General features: G+C 33.4%; 17 protein-coding genes and 1 pseudogene. 3 read left to right on the forward strand and 15 right to left on the reverse strand.

Annotated features, from left to right (window positions below):
- The first annotated feature begins 27 nt into the window (after window positions 1–27).
- Both ACKI3H_RS10905 and ACKI3H_RS10910 read left to right on the forward strand, forming a co-directional pair.
- Window positions 28–1,188 (forward strand): MGDG synthase family glycosyltransferase, encoded by a 1,161-nt coding sequence (locus tag ACKI3H_RS10905; RefSeq protein ID WP_407372268.1) that lies wholly within the window; start codon window positions 28–30, stop codon window positions 1,186–1,188.
- Window positions 1,163–2,311, forward strand: a complete 1,149-nt coding sequence (locus ACKI3H_RS10910; protein ID WP_407372269.1) for an MFS transporter — start codon at window positions 1,163–1,165, stop codon at window positions 2,309–2,311. The genes ACKI3H_RS10905 and ACKI3H_RS10910 overlap by 26 nt, the downstream gene beginning before the upstream one ends.
- A gap of 48 nt (window positions 2,312–2,359) precedes the next feature.
- Here ACKI3H_RS10910 and ACKI3H_RS10915 read toward each other — a convergent pair whose 3' ends face one another.
- The 6 genes from ACKI3H_RS10915 to racE form a co-directional block, all read right to left on the reverse strand.
- Window positions 2,360–3,499: an N-acetyldiaminopimelate deacetylase gene (locus ACKI3H_RS10915; RefSeq protein WP_407372270.1), complete on the reverse strand. Its 1,140-nt coding sequence runs from the start codon at window positions 3,497–3,499 to the stop codon at window positions 2,360–2,362.
- A gap of 88 nt (window positions 3,500–3,587) precedes the next feature.
- Complete coding sequence (gene dapD / locus ACKI3H_RS10920) at window positions 3,588–4,289, reverse strand: 2,3,4,5-tetrahydropyridine-2,6-dicarboxylate N-acetyltransferase (RefSeq protein WP_407372271.1); 702 nt, start codon at window positions 4,287–4,289, stop codon at window positions 3,588–3,590.
- A gap of 29 nt (window positions 4,290–4,318) precedes the next feature.
- Window positions 4,319–4,798 (reverse strand): cyclic-di-AMP-binding protein CbpB, encoded by a 480-nt coding sequence (gene cbpB / locus ACKI3H_RS10925; RefSeq protein ID WP_407372298.1) that lies wholly within the window; start codon window positions 4,796–4,798, stop codon window positions 4,319–4,321.
- A 135-nt stretch (window positions 4,799–4,933) separates the two neighbouring features.
- Window positions 4,934–5,455 carry a metallophosphoesterase gene (locus ACKI3H_RS10930; RefSeq protein WP_407372272.1) on the reverse strand — a complete coding sequence of 174 codons (522 nt, stop codon included), beginning with the start codon at window positions 5,453–5,455 and terminating at the stop codon, window positions 4,934–4,936.
- Window positions 5,456–5,484: 29 nt separating this feature from the next.
- Complete coding sequence (rph, locus tag ACKI3H_RS10935) at window positions 5,485–6,849, reverse strand: ribonuclease PH (RefSeq protein ID WP_407372273.1); 1,365 nt, start codon at window positions 6,847–6,849, stop codon at window positions 5,485–5,487.
- A gap of 39 nt (window positions 6,850–6,888) precedes the next feature.
- Complete coding sequence (racE, locus tag ACKI3H_RS10940) at window positions 6,889–7,707, reverse strand: glutamate racemase (RefSeq protein WP_407372274.1); 819 nt, start codon at window positions 7,705–7,707, stop codon at window positions 6,889–6,891.
- Between the two features lie 220 nt (window positions 7,708–7,927).
- On the opposite strand from racE, the gene ACKI3H_RS10945 reads away from it, so the two are divergent.
- Complete coding sequence (locus ACKI3H_RS10945) at window positions 7,928–8,506, forward strand: YslB family protein (protein ID WP_407372275.1); 579 nt, start codon at window positions 7,928–7,930, stop codon at window positions 8,504–8,506.
- Between the two features lie 61 nt (window positions 8,507–8,567).
- On the opposite strand, the gene ACKI3H_RS10950 is transcribed toward ACKI3H_RS10945, so the two are convergent.
- The 9 genes and pseudogenes from ACKI3H_RS10950 to ACKI3H_RS10990 form a co-directional block, all read right to left on the reverse strand.
- Window positions 8,568–9,833 carry an ABC transporter permease gene (locus tag ACKI3H_RS10950; RefSeq protein WP_407372276.1) on the reverse strand — a complete coding sequence of 422 codons (1,266 nt, stop codon included), beginning with the start codon at window positions 9,831–9,833 and terminating at the stop codon, window positions 8,568–8,570.
- Window positions 9,826–10,053, reverse strand: coding sequence for a DUF4162 domain-containing protein (locus ACKI3H_RS10955; protein ID WP_407372299.1), 228 nt, complete (start codon window positions 10,051–10,053; stop codon window positions 9,826–9,828). The genes ACKI3H_RS10950 and ACKI3H_RS10955 overlap by 8 nt, the downstream gene beginning before the upstream one ends.
- A pseudogene (locus ACKI3H_RS10960) lies at window positions 10,035–10,725 on the reverse strand (ABC transporter ATP-binding protein); the annotation flags it as partial. The gene ACKI3H_RS10955 and the pseudogene ACKI3H_RS10960, both read right to left, overlap by 19 nt.
- A 175-nt stretch (window positions 10,726–10,900) precedes the next feature.
- Window positions 10,901–11,485, reverse strand: a complete 585-nt coding sequence (locus ACKI3H_RS10965) for a hypothetical protein (protein WP_407372277.1) — start codon at window positions 11,483–11,485, stop codon at window positions 10,901–10,903.
- Window positions 11,486–11,839: 354 nt separating this feature from the next.
- Entirely contained in the window at window positions 11,840–12,007 is a 168-nt protein-coding gene (locus ACKI3H_RS10970) for a UV damage endonuclease UvsE (RefSeq protein ID WP_407372278.1), read from the reverse strand.
- A 105-nt stretch (window positions 12,008–12,112) separates the two neighbouring features.
- On the reverse strand, window positions 12,113–13,372 hold the full coding sequence (uvsE, locus tag ACKI3H_RS10975; RefSeq protein WP_407372279.1) for a UV DNA damage repair endonuclease UvsE: 1,260 nt from the start codon (window positions 13,370–13,372) through the stop codon (window positions 12,113–12,115).
- A gap of 145 nt (window positions 13,373–13,517) precedes the next feature.
- Window positions 13,518–14,165 (reverse strand): hemolysin III family protein, encoded by a 648-nt coding sequence (locus ACKI3H_RS10980; protein ID WP_407372280.1) that lies wholly within the window; start codon window positions 14,163–14,165, stop codon window positions 13,518–13,520.
- A 288-nt stretch (window positions 14,166–14,453) separates the two neighbouring features.
- The gene (locus ACKI3H_RS10985) at window positions 14,454–15,176 is read right to left on the reverse strand and encodes an alpha/beta fold hydrolase (protein WP_407372281.1); all 723 of its coding nucleotides are present in this window, start codon (window positions 15,174–15,176) and stop codon (window positions 14,454–14,456) included.
- Window positions 15,177–15,321: 145 nt separating this feature from the next.
- A complete protein-coding gene (locus tag ACKI3H_RS10990; protein ID WP_407372282.1) occupies window positions 15,322–15,588 on the reverse strand; it encodes a hypothetical protein in 267 nt (88 codons plus the stop codon).
- Window positions 15,589–15,599 lie beyond the last annotated feature (11 nt).

A 15,599-nucleotide genomic window follows, 5' to 3' on the forward strand; every position in this document is an offset into this window, starting at 1 on the left:
TTTTATAATAACTAAAGGAGGTTCACTATGGTACCAGTATCGCCTAAAATACTGATTTTAACTGGAAGTTACGGAAACGGTCACCTAGAAGTGACCCGCTCGCTAATAACAGAATTAAACAAACGTGGTATCACAAATATCGTCACATCAGATTTATTTTATGAAGCTCATCCTATTTTAACTAACGTTACTAGAAAGTTGTACATTAAAAGTTTTTCTAAAGGACAAAATATCTATGGTTTCCTGTATTATAAATCTGATTATAGACTAACTGATTTTAGAATTGATAGAATGATTGATCGATATGGTTACATGCGTATTAGCCAATTAATGAAGGAAAATGACTTTGATGTAGTTATTAATACTTTTCCAATGCAAGCTTTGCCTATTTATAAACAACGCACAAAACCCGGAATTCCTTTTATTAATGTCTTAACTGACTTTTGTTTGCATACCCGTTGGATTTCAGATGGCATCGATTATTTTTTTGTTGCATGTGACAGTCTAAAAAAAGAATTAGTGGACACAGGAATCAATGAAAACAAAATCACTATTTCAGGAATTCCAATAAAGGAAGAATTTTATCAAAATACCTATGATTCTTCGCACAAAGATTTTTCTTCTACTGAAACAAAAAAATTATTGATTTCTGCTGGTGCTCATGGTGTGCTAAAAGATTTAGCTCATATTCTTGATGAACTAAAAATCAAGGAAGATTTGCACATTACAGTTGTTTGCGGTTCAAATCAATTACTTTTTAAAGAACTCATTTATAAATACCAAAATGATACGAACATAACCATTCTTGGTTATGTTTCAAATATGGCTAATCTAATGACTACGTCTGATATTATGGTAACAAAAGCAGGTGGAATTTCGCTTTCAGAAGCTTTAGCAATCCAAATTCCTTTAATTTTAACACCTGCTGTTCCTGGACAAGAAAAAGATAATGCCAACTTTTTCGAAAAAGAAGGAATGGCTATTGTAACGAAATCCGAAGAGGAAGTCGCTCCGGCAGTTTTATCCTTATTAAAACAGCCTCTTTTAGCGAGAAGTTTATCCAAGCAAATGGAAAAGCATTTCCATACAAAATCATCTGCACTTATAGTTGATAAAGTCTTAACTTTGATAGAAAAGCCTTATGTTCAAAAGGAGACAAGATATGACTCAAAAGAGATTAAAAATTGACAGAAAATTCTTTTTTTTGCTTATTTCATTAATGCTCGTTGAATATGTTCGTGCTGCTTTTATTATTAGTTACTTGCCGGTTCAGGCTGCAGTAGGTACTCAGTTTAATCTTGCTTTGGTAGGACTGGCTATCAGTCTACATTATATTAGCGATGCTTTTTCAAATTTCCAAGCAGGATTTTTAATGAATCGTTTTGGTATTAAAAAAATAATTTCTGTTTCTTTTATTTTAATCTTTCTTTCTTTAATTATTGTTCCATTATTTCAATTCAACGGTTTGGTTATTATTCTTGCTTCAATTTTATTAGGTTTTGGAGCATGCCCTATTTGGATCGTACTTTTGGCTAAGGCTAGTTCAGGATCACGAGGAACAAATATGGGATTGATTTATTTTTATTGGTTATTAGGTATGGCTAGTGGTGTCATCGTAATGAATTACTTAATGAATGTTAGTTTGTCTGTCTCTTATTGGCTTTTACCAGTCTTCGTAGTACTTGCTTTTTTTAGTTTTCGTTTGTCAGGTGACCATCAAGCACTAGAAAATACTAAGCAACCCTTTAGAGAGATGTTCAAAAAAACTCTTTCTATTTTGAAAAAAAGTCGCATCATATTACCTGGTACTTTATTGCAAAGCATTTCCCTTGGTATGTTAATTCCTATTTTACCAACCTTTGTCTTACAGCACCTTAAACTTTCTTACAATCAGTATACTCTTCTACTAATCATTGCTGGCTTAACAGCAGGTCTTCTTATGATGCCTATTGGCAGATTGATTGACTATTTTAGCGCTCGGCTTCTATTTATTGCTGGTTTTATGTGGTTTGGATTTACACTGATTTCAACAGCTTTTAGTACTTCTATTGTAGTTATTTACATTTTAGTCGTGTCAATGGCGATTGCCTATACGTTTTTTTTACCAGCTTGGAATTCTTTTGTGGCTACAAAAATCACTAAAGAAGACCAAAATGTTAGTTGGGGCATCATCTCATCTTTCCAAGGTGTAGGAACCATGTTAGGACCTATTATAGGGAGTTTGCTTGCGTCTTTTAATGCAAGTGTTACGGTTATTATTAGTGCTTCACTGTTCATTTTATTGGGTATACTTTATCTAATTGTTAAATAAAAAAGCTTCTCTTTTATCCATTGCTGGTTTAAAAGAGAAGCTTTTTTATTATAACTGTCTATTGGCTTTCTTTTCTAAAAAATCTCCTACGTGTTCGATTGCAAACGGAATAGCCTCTTCTTTTGGCGTCATTTTGGGATGATGCAAGCCGTAAGGACTATCTACACCTAGCCAAAACATTGTTCCTGGAATTTTATCTAAATAATAGCCAAAGTCTTCACCAGTCATCGCTGTTTCAATTTTTGTATAATTTACATCTTGATTTTTTATCATATAATCAATAAATGTAAGTGTTTCTGCTTCACTATTAATAACAGGGTAATATCCGGCTTGATCTAAATCTAAATAAATTTTACAATTATACGAAAGTTCTATACCTTTAACGATTTCTCTTACTCTTTTTTGAGTTAATTCACTCATTTCTGGTGTTAGTGTCCGTATCGTTCCAGTAAGACTTGCATACCCGCTAATGATATTTCCAGCTGTTCCCGCATGCATCGTTCCTAAAGTAATTACTGCGCCCTCCATAGGATTAACGCTACGACTAACAATTGTTTGAATTTGATTAATAAATTGACTCGCCGCTACTATCATATCATTGGATTCATGTGGATAAGCAGCATGCCCGTCTACACCTCTAAATTCAACATCGATCGCGCATGTTCCAGCAAATAACGTTCCAATTTTTGTTCCTAAAGTCCCTACTGGTAAATCTGGTTTTACATGCAGTGCGTAAATTTCATCCGGCATATAATCGTTTAAGAATCCGCTATCGTAAATGATTTTTGCTCCACTTACGTTCTCTTCAGCTGGTTGAAAAATAAAAACCAGGTCATCTACCGTTTGGTGTGTGCTAAAATGAGTCAATAATCCTAAAGCAATTGACATATGCATATCATGGCCACACGCATGCATTCTTCCTTTATGAATCGATTGATAAGGTAGTTCAGTTTCTTCAACAACTGGCAAACCGTCTATATCTGTTCTCCACCCAATCGTTTTTTGACCAATACTTCCTTTGACTCGAACGACAATAGCTGTTTCCCATGTTTTTATATCTAGGTTCTCTTGTGGCAATTCTTTAATTTTGGACATTAAATAGCGATGCGTTTCATACTCTTCTAAGCCAATTTCAGGGATTAAATGTAGTTCTCTGCGCATTTGGATAAACGGATTTTCTTTTAGCATTTTCACTACCCTCTTCTAAAAAAAGAGATGAAGCAGAAAGTAATTTCTCTTTCTGTTTCACACTCTTTTGATTTATCGTTTTTTATTTCTATAATTCACGTAAAGCATCAATTAAACCTGTTTTACTTTTTGTTTTTTCATCAATATCTTTGATTTTTTTAGCCGGCGTTCCTGCTACAACAGTATAAGGTGCAACATCATGGATTACAATAGCGCCTGCTGCAACAACTGAACCTTCTCCAATTCGAATACCCTCTAATACAACAGCATTCGCTCCAATCAAAACATTATCTTCTACAATAACAGGTTGAGCACTTGCTGGTTCAATGACACCTGCTAAAACAGTTCCTGCCCCAATATGACAGTTTTTCCCAACGGTTGCTCGTCCACCTAACACAGCACCCATATCGATCATTGTACCTTCGCCGATAACTGCGCCAATATTAATCACCGCACCCATCATAATGACAGCTGAGTCTCCAATTTCGACTTGCTCCCGTATAAATGCTCCTGGTTCAATTCGAGCTTTAAATTTCTTCAAATCAAGTAACGGAATTGCAGAATTACGACGGTCATTTTCAATCACTTGATCGTCAATCCATTGTTTATTTGCTTCTAAAAAAGGTTCAATAACACTCCACTCACCAAAAATAGTACCGACTTCATCAGAAGTAAAATTTTTAATCGTTTCAGGAAAATTCAAATGATTTAATTTGCCTTTCAAGTAAACTTTTACAGGTGTTTTCTTTTCACTTTTTGCAATAAATTCAATAATTTCATTAGCATTCATTTGATCATTCCTTACTGTTCATTAAATTTTTAATGCAAGCGTTCCGTTTTACGAATAACATCATATTTATTTTCAAATTCATGAGCAATTCGGTTAGTACCTTTTAAAATCTCACTTCTCGTGATAATACCGGTAAAACTACCATCCTCACTTGTTACACAGATAAAGGCATTATTAACTAGTAGATGAAGTACTTCCTCTAAATCATAAGGATCATTGATTACAGCAAAATCAGTTGTCATAACATCTGAAACCAATATTTCTCCTAATTTATCAAAGTCGATATCTTCTAACCCTGTAATAGCTTCAATAATCAGGGGCATTGAAATCAATCCTTTGATTTTATAATCATAATCTAAAACGGGGATAACTGAATACCCAATTTTTGTAAGAACTAATAAAGCATGGTTCAAACGATTATTTAACTGAACATGAGCAACTCGATCCGCTGGAATTAAAAACTGTTCCTTGTTTTCTAGTAACATTTCGCCAATTTCTTTTCCTATCATTATCTTCATTTCCTTCCTTGAGATAACTAAATCCAACTACTATTTTACGTGAAAAAGTTCTAAAAGAGTAGTAAAACAATGGAATTAGATAAAAAAATAATCATTCACTTAAAAAAAAGTGCATTTAGGACCTTGCTATTCCTTCGTTTTAGAAAAGTGGCTAGATAATTGTTCAATGGCTTCATGAGCGCGGTTGTAATATGTTACATTGACTTGAGAGTCATCATTCTCAATAATTGCATAGGTAGGAAAAGGATAGTTGCCTCTGGGCTCTGAAATACTGCCAGGATTTAATATCACTATATTATTTATTTGTTCCACTCTAGCTTGGTGAGTATGGCCAAAAAATGCATAGTTTGCATATTCTTCTTTTGCTGCAAAGACTAACTCTTGCATAGTGTAGTTAACATCCAAGCGATGCCCATGAGCCATAAATATCCGTTGATTTTGTACTTCAATCGTTTGTGTCATTGCAAACTCATCTTCAAAATCCATATTTCCTCTGACAGTCAACATAGAATCCCAAACGGGATCGGTTGCTTCCAACTCGGAATCCCCACAATGAAAGAGCTGATCTACTTTATCCTTATACCGTTCAATTAGTTCTACTAAAATTTCCCGATCTCCATGACTGTCGCTTACAACTAGTACTTTCATTCTTTTCCCTCCGTTTTTGCAGCAATAGATTAACTATTTATCCAATCATCCCAAACTTGTTCCAAATTTTCTAGTGCTACTGCACGATGACTGACTTCATTTTTTTCATCTTGAGTCAATTCTGCCATTGTTTTCCCTTTACTTTCAACGAAGAACAATGGATCATAACCAAAACCATTCTCCCCTTTAGGGATGGTTAAAATTAATCCTTCTACTTCGCCTTCAACAACTAAACTTGTTTTTCCAGGCAAAGCAAGTGCAAGCGTACAGTGAAATTGTGCTGTACGATCTCCTTTATCTACCCCTGTCAATTCATGCAATAGTTTGGCGTTGTTCGCAGCATCGCTTTTTAATTCTCCTGCATAGCGAGCAGAAAAAACGCCTGGCGCACCATCTAGCGCATCTACTTTTAATCCTGAATCGTCTGCTAACACTAACATATTTAGTGTGCGAGCAATCATTTCTGCTTTTAGTAACGCATTTTCTTCGAACGTTGTTCCCGTTTCTTCGACTTCAGGAATCTCAGGAAAATCACGTAACGTTTTTACTTTGAATCCTTTTTTTGCAAATAACGCTTCAAATTCTTTAGCTTTTCCAGCATTTCCTGTTGCTATTAAAATTTCATCCTTTGGAATAAGCGGGTACGGTTTTATACCTTCATTTTTTAAAGAAAGAGCTTGTTGAAATGCATCATCTTGAACTTGAATCAATTCATTGATCCCTTTTTTACCAAATTCTAACATCACTGAAAGTTGTTCTGCAGAAAAAGTAGATTCTTCACCTGTACCTTGGATTTCAACAAATTGTCCTCTAGAAGTCATAACTAAATTCATATCTACTTCTGCAGAACTGTCTTCCAAGTAATTTAAATCTAATACCGCTTCTCCATCTTTTAAAATCCCTACACTGATTGCTGCTACATTTTCTTTGATTGGACTTTCTGTTAATTCACCACTATCCAATAATGTTTGAATCGCCAATTTTAAAGCTACAAATGCGCCTGTAACACTTGCAGTTCGTGTTCCACCATCTGCTTGAATCACATCACAGTCTACCGTAATTGAACGTTCTCCTAGGGCTTCTAAGTCAATACTTGAACGTAGCGAACGTGCAATCAATCGTTGAATCTCCATTGTACGTCCGCTTAATTTTCCTTTAGCTGCTTCACGTATATTTCGTGTATTTGTAGCTCTCGGCAACATGCTGTATTCAGCATGAACCCATCCACTACCCATTCCTTTTAAGAAACGCGGGACTCTTGTTTCAATTGTTGCATTGCAAATTACTTTCGTGTCTCCAAAAGAGACCAAAACTGATCCTTCAGGGTGTTTCAAATAATTGGTTTCTATTGTCACCAACCTATTTTCATCATTTTTTCTACCATCAGCACGCATACTTGAACCTCGCTTTTTTTTTGAGCTTTTAGCTCTTGTTTAAAATTTTTCTGTCCCTAATTTAATATGTTCAACATCTAATGTTTCATTTCCCAACCATTGAGAGGCAATATCATTAAACATATGTGTAGATCCTGTTGTATAAAATTTCCGTTCAGAAACTTCTTTATTTTTGCTTAATTCTGCAAGATTAAAGTAATCCAAAATAGTGCTTACTTCACTAATGGTTTCTGCACCTGAATCGATCAATGTTACTGAATCACCCATAAAATTCTGGATGATCGGACGCAATAATGGATAATGGGTACAACCTAAAACTAATGTGTCGATATTTTTATTTTTTATGGGCTTCAAAGTCTCTGTAACAATTTTTTTAGCAATTGCACTATCATATTCATTACTTTCAACCAAAGGAACGAATTTTGGACAAGCCAAACTGTCTACTGATGCTAAAGTGTCTTTTGAACGAATCATCTTTTTATATTTGTCACTTTTTATCGTACCTTCAGTTCCAATAATTCCAATACGATTATTTTTTGTTGCTTTGATTGCAGCACGGCTTCCGGGTAAAATAACACCAATGATTGGTATGGCTAACTTCTTCTTTAAATCTTCTAAGGCTACTGCAGTTGCTGTATTACAAGCAATTACAAGCATCTTAATATCCTTTTTTAATAAAAAATGGGTCATCTCCCATGTAAATTGTAGAATCTGTTCTTCCGGTCTTGGACCATAAGGACAACGTGCAGTATCTCCTACATAATAAATCGATTCATTTGGTAACTGTCGCATAGCTTCTTTTACTACTGTCAAACCACCAACTCCAGAATCTATAAAACCTATCGCTTGTTTTTTCATCTTTAACAACCTCTGTTTATTTTCATTTGTATACTCTATCTATTTTCCCTTTTTTTAGCACGAAATTCAAGGGATTAGGTAAATTAACTTAGTTAATCGTTTAAATAACTTCTTTTTTCTTTTTTTTAAGTAACTGAATAGCATTTTTTTTAAAAAGATAGGTTTCTGTTTCAAATCACGTTATAATAAATTGTGAATGACAAAAGAGGTGAATGAGCTAGTGAGTAGAAAAAAGAACGAACAAAAAGTGGATCTAGAGAAATTTAACGAAACAACTTCCTTATTTGGATATGAACTGATTAGAGATGTTCTTATACCCAACTTATTAGGAGCAGAAACACACGAAATTTTGTATTGGGCTGGTAAAGAATTGGCCAGACAATATCCACTTGCAAATAGGCAAGACATAATTCGCTTTTTTGATAAAGCGGGTTTTGGCTTAATAGAATTGAATAAGGAACAACACAATAAACAGGTTTATACTTTATCTGGTAAAGTTGTACAAGCCCGTTTAGAACATGCACAACCTAGTTTTAATTTAGAAGCTGGATTTTTAGCTGAACAAATCCAAACACTAGACAGTTTATATACTGAAGCACTAACTGAAATAAACATGAAGACAAAGGTTGTTACATTCATCGTACAATCAGACACAAAGGATCGCTTATCAATTGAAGAACCCCTTACTCATTTTATTATGAGTGACGACGAAAATGAAGAAACGGACTTAATGAACATTGACGTTCTTGAACAAGCTGAATTTACTTTCCCTTCAAGATCATCGAGAAATGAACTGTAAATAAAAGTAAAAGAGAGCTAGGTTAACATTAACCTAGCTCTCTTTTACTTTTATTAATTTACTATTCTGGCTTCTTTCGTTCATTTTTTAGAATACTAAAAGATGTCTTCATTGTTTTCATCATTCCGGCATCGGAATAAACTAAAACATTTGAACGATACATTACTAGTGATAGCAACGTACAAAGAATAGTAAATACAATCATCACGATAATAGAAATCACTATCCCAGTAGTTGACACTGTTTCACTCGCTACTCTAAAGGGCATAATAAACGGAGTGAATAAAGGTATTTGAGAACCAATTTTAACAATGAGTTGATTTGGACTGGCAAAAGCAAACAATCCGCCATAAAACCCAATCAATGCTAAGAAAACCAAAGGTGTAACGGCTTTGCTGACATCTTCTATTTTCGTTACTAACGAACCAAAGAAAGCTGCTAAACCAGCATATAAAATAATCCCTAATACAAAGTAAATAAGTGTTGTACCTAATAAATTACTTAATAAAGCTCCCATATCGATTCCTTCAAAAAATTCTTGAACAAAAGTAATATTTTTTATATAAGGATAAGCTATCAAGGCTAATACAACATAGATAATGATTTGTGTCAGACAAACCAATAATATCCCAACTAATTTTCCAAAGAAATGGGTTGTAGAAGAAACACTTGATAAAATAATTTCCATAATTCTTGTTCCTTTTTCAGATGCGATTTCAGTCCCAATAATACTAGCATAATTCATAATAAAAATGAAAATAGCAATACCGACAACATATGAACTCCACATTTTAATAGTCTCTTCTGTACTATCTTGGTTAGTGATTCCACCATCTTCAAAACGAACTGTTTCTGTAGTTAGGCTTGCAGGAGTCATCAATTCCATTGCTTCTTGTTGTGTTAATCCATATTCTGTTGCCTTTCGATTTAATTGGATGCTGGTTAGTAAACCTGTTAAAACAGTCGTATCTAAAGCATCGCTCCCTGAAGTATCCACATAGTTTGCTGAAACAAGTTGGTTATCAGATTTAACTTCAAGATAACCGTCTAGCTCTTCTTGCTCCATAGCTTTCTCTGCTGCTTCTTTCGTTGTAATTTCAGAATTAATAGTAAATTGATTTTCCTGAGTTGCTAAAAGAGTTTGGATCTCTTGATCAGACGTTAAAACAGCAATTTCAGGAATATCATTTTCAGATTGACTAATAAAATAAATAATTCCACCAATGACTAGCAGCATCACAATAGGTGATAGTACCATTGTTAAAAATCCGAATGATTTAATATTTTTTTTGTAGACATCAGTCACAATTACCCAAAACTTATTCATGGAATTCACCTGCTTTCATTTTAAATATTTCCTCTATCGTAGGTGGCTGCTGACTAAAAGTAGTAATGTATCCGTCTTGTGTTACTTTTTCGAAAATAGCTTTTCCATCTTCCGGATGTTCTAAATCTAGAACTTTCATTCCATCATTAGTTTCTACTGCTTTTACAACTCCAGGCATCAATTGCAATTCCTCAATAGAAATGGCTGTTTCTAAAAACAATTTTTTTCGACCAAATTGTTCTCTTATTTCACGGACGGTTCCATCTAAGACCATTTTACCATTTCTTAACATGATCAACTTGTCACAGATATCCTCAACATTATTCATGTTGTGACTTGAAAAGATGACCGAAGCCCCTTGTTTTTTTAATTCTTTGATTCCAATTTCTAACAATCCAGCATTGACAGGATCTAGCCCACTGAAAGGTTCATCTAAAATAACCAATTTTGGTTGATGAATCAACGTAGCGATTAATTGCACTTTTTGTTGATTTCCTTTAGATAAGGATTTAATTTTATCTGTCTTTTTTCCTTTAACTTGGAATTTCTCCATCCATTTATCAATTTGAGGTTTGATCTCCTTTTTTGATTTCCCACGTAACTGTGCAAAATAAATAATTTGATCTTCAATTGAAACCTTAGGGTACAACCCACGCTCTTCCGGTAAATAACCAATGATATCATAATCCGTTTTTTTCAGCGGCTTACCATCCCATAATACTTCTCCAGAATCAGCCGTTAAGAAATTTAATATCAAGCGAAAAGTTGTTGTTTTCCCTGCGCCATTCTGCCCAATCATCCCTAAAATCTGACCATCAGGAATCGTAAAACTAACATCATCTACTGCAGTTAACGTTCCGAAGGTTTTTTTTAGTTGTTTTACTTCTAACATATTTTTTCCTCCACTCTTGTAATCTGAACTATGTACTTAAGTATTAAGTCTAACAGACTTTTTATAGTTAGACCATTATTATCCATAAATTCCTACTTATTCTTAGTTAACTTTCAAGACAGACTAAAAAAGCAAATTGAGAACGTAGCCTCAATCTGCTTTTATTTTTTTAAAATTATCGATCTACTCGAATATCTCTTTGTTGATCTGTTCCAGGCGTAGAAGGCATACTTGGATTATCAGTTGGATGATTCCCTCCAAATGTCCCATCTGTTTCTTTCAAAGGAATCCCGTCTATTGAAGGAGCTTTATTGTTTCCTTCTGAAATTTTTCCTTTTACTGATGCGGAAACTTCACCAATTGTTGATAAAGTAGGATCTTTTTTATCCTTAACTGGATGACTTCTCAGGTTTTGATTGGTTTTGTTGGTCTCTGGTTCTTCAGTAATAATAACATAACCACCATTTCTTATTGCTGTATTGTATCTTTGAGTAATAGTAGGGTCTAACTTATATTTTTTAAGCGGATTGGTATCATCTGCTTCATTAAAGGTATCTCTAACTCGATTCCATACTGATTTATTCTGTTTATTAAGAATAGGGTCCACTTCGGCAATAGTTAAACTTTCAATCGTACCTTTATTTTCTTTATGAGTGACCACAGTAATATCCTCAGGTTGATAACCTTCTGTAATTAAATGTTCAACTTGAGCTGCTGATTCCTCAACTGATTGGTAAGCACCTTTGAAATTTTTCACCATACTTATTCGTCCTCCTATCATAGTTAATTAATACACTATTATAGTACCAAATAAAGAAGATGTACCCAAACAATCCGTTTAGCAATTTAACGAACCTTACCTTATAACACTATATGTTGAATAAACTAATTTTTAAAACAAAAAAACTACCTTTAAGCAAAGGTAGTTGAAAATGTAGAAGATAGGATTCGAACCTATACCTTATTTAAACACAAGAAAAAACAATCGTTTGACCTCTAAAAAGTGAAACACCACGTACATCTACATCTATTAGTATAGCATACTTAGATCTTAAATGCACTGAATATTTTATATTTTCTTTTTTTTACAAAAAATCCCTTAGAAGTAAATAGCTCAGGGTTTATTTTTCTTGTTTTTTAATTTCATATAATCTAGTATTGTAATCACAATTAAGGCGATTCCGGTAATTAAAGAAATTCGATTGCTTTCTATAAATCCATAAAAAAGTAAAATAATTCCAGAAAGTAAAATAACTAAGGCAATAATTTTTTGTATATTCATATTTTTTCCTCTTTCATCTGTGAACTATTCAAGCTATTGCTTGATACAATAAAATAGTATACTTCATTTTATTTCCATCATCAAGCATTCACATTTTTTTTATTTTTAAAATACAAAATAGTAGGACTGAAGCAAGTAAGGTTGGTTGTAACCTACTGCTAAGTTCCACAATATTTTTTTTAGAGCTTTTATAGAGCCATTAGTTTGTTCAACTTTTTCAAGTTGCTTTAAAAAGCCCGCTTTTTCTTTTTCTGTTGTTTCATTTTTAAAATAACCATATACATGGCTAGCAGCATTTACAGCTGTTCCTGTTGTGACTTCCATGGCTATTGCTTGGTCCAGTAAACGATAAAAATCCAGTACTGGAAAACTACTTTTATCTTTTAACAACTGCCTTATGTCATCATACAACTTCGGTGATCTTTCTAAAACACTGTATTTATACAAGCTCCATTCTTTTTCAAGCAAGTTAATATGTGGGTGCTCTGTCGTCGCAGTAATACACTTTACAGCAGAAAGATTTTTATCTTTTACTTCTAACATAATGTCCAAATCTTCTCTCGATACTTGATGATAAAAATCCAAAAATGGATCAATCGCGACCGTCTGCGTATGTGCCCCGATTCGATTCATTGGACTTTGCTGAGAATAATGGATTTTTTGACATCCGTCCTCAACTTTCCATGTTTTTCGAGTTAATTCAATCCAATAAGCATCATCTTTTGTAACATCGCTTGTATTAATCGCATTATGAAGATTATCATAAATAACAGGAGCACCTGTTGCTTGACTAATTCTCAAGACTTCAGAAACCGTATAGGACCGATCATCATTTTCAATGACTAATCGTTTTTTTATGGCATCTGACAATAGCGTTTGGTAAGTTTTAACAAAACGTTCCATAGCCTTTTCTTTTTCTTGATAAACTCCACCAATATGCAAAATAATTTTATGTGCAGGTCCTACTCCAAGATTGTCTAAAAATCTTGTATGGTAGTTTAGATCTTCAACCGCTCGTGACACAACGTCTTCATCTGGTGAGTTTAATACCGTATACTGTCCGGGATGCATAGACACTCGCATACCGCTAGATTTGATTTTACTCCCTATTTGTTCAAATTGAGGCTTAAATAGTTCCCACCATGCTAATGTATTTACCGGGCTAGACCCAAAAGGAATGATGTCTGAACTAATACGAAATAATTTAATGTTATTTTTTATATTGTACTCAATCACATTTTCTAGTGAATTTAAATTAAAATGTATTAATTCTTTTAGTTTTTCTTCTGTGGCATTTGCTTTCCGACAAGTTTTAAAACCTGTATTTGGAACGCCTACAGTTAAACAAGCATACCCAATACTCATGTCATTCCTCCTTGCATATTCTTATTCAGCTGTTTTATTATACAACTCTTTTGCAAATAAACATAAAGAAAGCCTTATAAATTTTAAGTGAAGCAAAAAAAAAAGAAACTTAAAGAAAGTAACTCATTTTCTTTAAGTTTCTTTTTTATGCATAAAGTAAGATAGAAAAATAGATGAATGCAGTACCTGCTAAAACGAATAAGTGCCACAAGACATGCATGTACTTAACGTTTCTCATACTGTAGAAAATAGTTCCTATGGTAAATGAAAGTCCACCAGCTAATAGTAGAGCAAAACCATCAAATCCTAGTCCAATATACATAGGTTTGATTGCAAACATGCTCAGCCAACCCATACCAATATACAGTAGTGTCGACATTTTTTTGAATTTCTCAATCCAAAGACATTTGTAAACAATTCCAAATATAGCAATTGCCCATACGACTCCAAACAATGCCCATCCCGTTTTCCCACCAATTGTGATAAGTGAAATAGGAGTATAAGAACCAGCAATTAGCAAGAAAATACTACAATGATCGAAAATTTTAAACAGCTTTCTTGCTCGAGTAAAAATCAAGCTATGGTAAAGAGTTGAACACAAATAAAGGAGAAATTGTGAAGTTCCGTAAATACAATACGAAACTAATTCTAAAGTTGTACCTGTGTTTACTGCTTTCATAATCAATAAAACCATTCCAGCAATACTCAAGAGAGCCCCAATACCATGTGTTACAGCATTAAGCACCTCATTAGTGACTAGATATTTTTTTGTATACACTGCTTCTTCGTTCATTTTATTTCCTCCTTGAAAAAAATCTGGCAATTAGTAGTGTCCCAAAAGACTTTGTCATTTATTTTTTCTTTTTAATAGTTAGTTTATCTATATTTAATAACATGATAACACAGTTTTAATTACTATACAATCTAGTTATCGAAACTAGATTAAACAATAAAAATAAATATCTTGCTTTATATTTAATCTGTTCTCTTAATTTAAATTTTCTCCAATAGTATACATTAAAAAGCTAAAATATTCCAAGAAATCGGCTTGAAAATTAGTATCTATTAGTCTACTTAATACTTATGAGGAAAAGCTATTGTTAAGCAAAAATTTTGTTGCAAATTGATTAAACTCTTTATACTTTTCAACCATTAGAAAATGACTTGCTTTTGGTACAATCACTAATTCACTCTTGGCGATCAATTTATGGATTTTTTTAGTATGACTTTCTTCAATAACGTCGTTCTCACCTGCTACTATCAGTGTAGGCGATTCTATAGCTGCCAAATCAGCAGAACTTAGATTTAGTTGATGCCACATGAGATCAATGATTTGTCTTTTTTTTGCTGCTTTTAAAAAAAAGACGCCTAAAACGGTCAATAACACATATTCTCTCTTTACTTCAGCTAAAGCATCTTTTTTCAACCCATTTACTTTATAGTTAGCACCAATCACAATAAGTTTAATCACTTTTTTTGGGTAATGGCTGCCAAAATACAATGCCAAATTTCCACCATCACTAAAACCTATGATATTTACAGCTGACAAATTAAAATATCGCAACACAGCTAAAATATCTCGAGCAATTTTTTGAAACGTTAATACGCCTTTTCCATGATCTGAACGTCCATGTCCTCTTGTATCTAGTGCAACAACTTGAAAATGTTTACTAAAATGAGAGAATTGATGTTCAAATATTTGGTGGTCTTCTTCATTGCCGTGCAGTAGAAGTAAAGGATCGCCCACCCCACTTACAGTGCAATAAAGATTGCCATCTTCTGTATTAATAGTTATGCTTTTCATTAAGTTATCATCCTTACTACTTTTATTATTAATCTTAACACCTATTATTTTACATAAGTGTAGCAAAAATAATTTTTTTAACCAGCAAAAAAAGCGTTAAATTTATATCAACGCTTTAAAATCCACTTATTTAGTTTTACCTCTTTTAAATATTTATATTGAGGTTGATAGTATTCAATATTATGGTTTTATTCTCGTCTAATTTTACAAATATCAACTTTGTAGTTTTCATGTCATTTAAATCACTTAAAGATAATTCATTTTTTCTCAGCACACTATCAAGAGGGCAATCAAGGATTCCGTCAGCATTTTCAATCAAGTCTTCCTCGTCTACCAGTAAAGTATCACAACTATTCTTTCCTTCAAGAATATAAGCATAGCTATTTCTTGCTTTTACTTTATTTGCTTCCATAGCGTCCCTCC

Source organism: Carnobacterium sp. (assembly GCF_045617425.1).
Lineage (GTDB): Bacteria > Bacillota > Bacilli > Lactobacillales > Carnobacteriaceae > Carnobacterium_B.

What these genes read in the sequence shown, in the direction of transcription:
- ACKI3H_RS10905 (WP_407372268.1), top strand. Translation starts at nt 28, where the DNA reads ATGGTACCAGTATCGCCTAAAATACTGATTTTAACTGGAAGTTACGGA.
- ACKI3H_RS10910 (WP_407372269.1), top strand. Translation starts at nt 1,163, where the DNA reads ATGACTCAAAAGAGATTAAAAATTGACAGAAAATTCTTTTTTTTGCTT.
- ACKI3H_RS10915 (WP_407372270.1), bottom strand. Translation starts at nt 3,499, where the DNA reads ATGCTAAAAGAAAATCCGTTTATCCAAATGCGCAGAGAACTACATTTA.
- dapD (WP_407372271.1), bottom strand. Translation starts at nt 4,289, where the DNA reads ATGAATGCTAATGAAATTATTGAATTTATTGCAAAAAGTGAAAAGAAA.
- cbpB (WP_407372298.1), bottom strand. Translation starts at nt 4,798, where the DNA reads ATGATAGGAAAAGAAATTGGCGAAATGTTACTAGAAAACAAGGAACAG.
- ACKI3H_RS10930 (WP_407372272.1), bottom strand. Translation starts at nt 5,455, where the DNA reads ATGAAAGTACTAGTTGTAAGCGACAGTCATGGAGATCGGGAAATTTTA.
- rph (WP_407372273.1), bottom strand. Translation starts at nt 6,849, where the DNA reads ATGCGTGCTGATGGTAGAAAAAATGATGAAAATAGGTTGGTGACAATA.
- racE (WP_407372274.1), bottom strand. Translation starts at nt 7,707, where the DNA reads ATGAAAAAACAAGCGATAGGTTTTATAGATTCTGGAGTTGGTGGTTTG.
- ACKI3H_RS10950 (WP_407372276.1), bottom strand. Translation starts at nt 9,833, where the DNA reads ATGAATAAGTTTTGGGTAATTGTGACTGATGTCTACAAAAAAAATATT.
- ACKI3H_RS10965 (WP_407372277.1), bottom strand. Translation starts at nt 11,485, where the DNA reads ATGGTGAAAAATTTCAAAGGTGCTTACCAATCAGTTGAGGAATCAGCA.
- ACKI3H_RS10970 (WP_407372278.1), bottom strand. Translation starts at nt 12,007, where the DNA reads ATGAATATACAAAAAATTATTGCCTTAGTTATTTTACTTTCTGGAATT.
- uvsE (WP_407372279.1), bottom strand. Translation starts at nt 13,372, where the DNA reads ATGAGTATTGGGTATGCTTGTTTAACTGTAGGCGTTCCAAATACAGGT.
- ACKI3H_RS10980 (WP_407372280.1), bottom strand. Translation starts at nt 14,165, where the DNA reads ATGAACGAAGAAGCAGTGTATACAAAAAAATATCTAGTCACTAATGAG.
- ACKI3H_RS10985 (WP_407372281.1), bottom strand. Translation starts at nt 15,176, where the DNA reads ATGAAAAGCATAACTATTAATACAGAAGATGGCAATCTTTATTGCACT.
- ACKI3H_RS10990 (WP_407372282.1), bottom strand. Translation starts at nt 15,588, where the DNA reads ATGGAAGCAAATAAAGTAAAAGCAAGAAATAGCTATGCTTATATTCTT.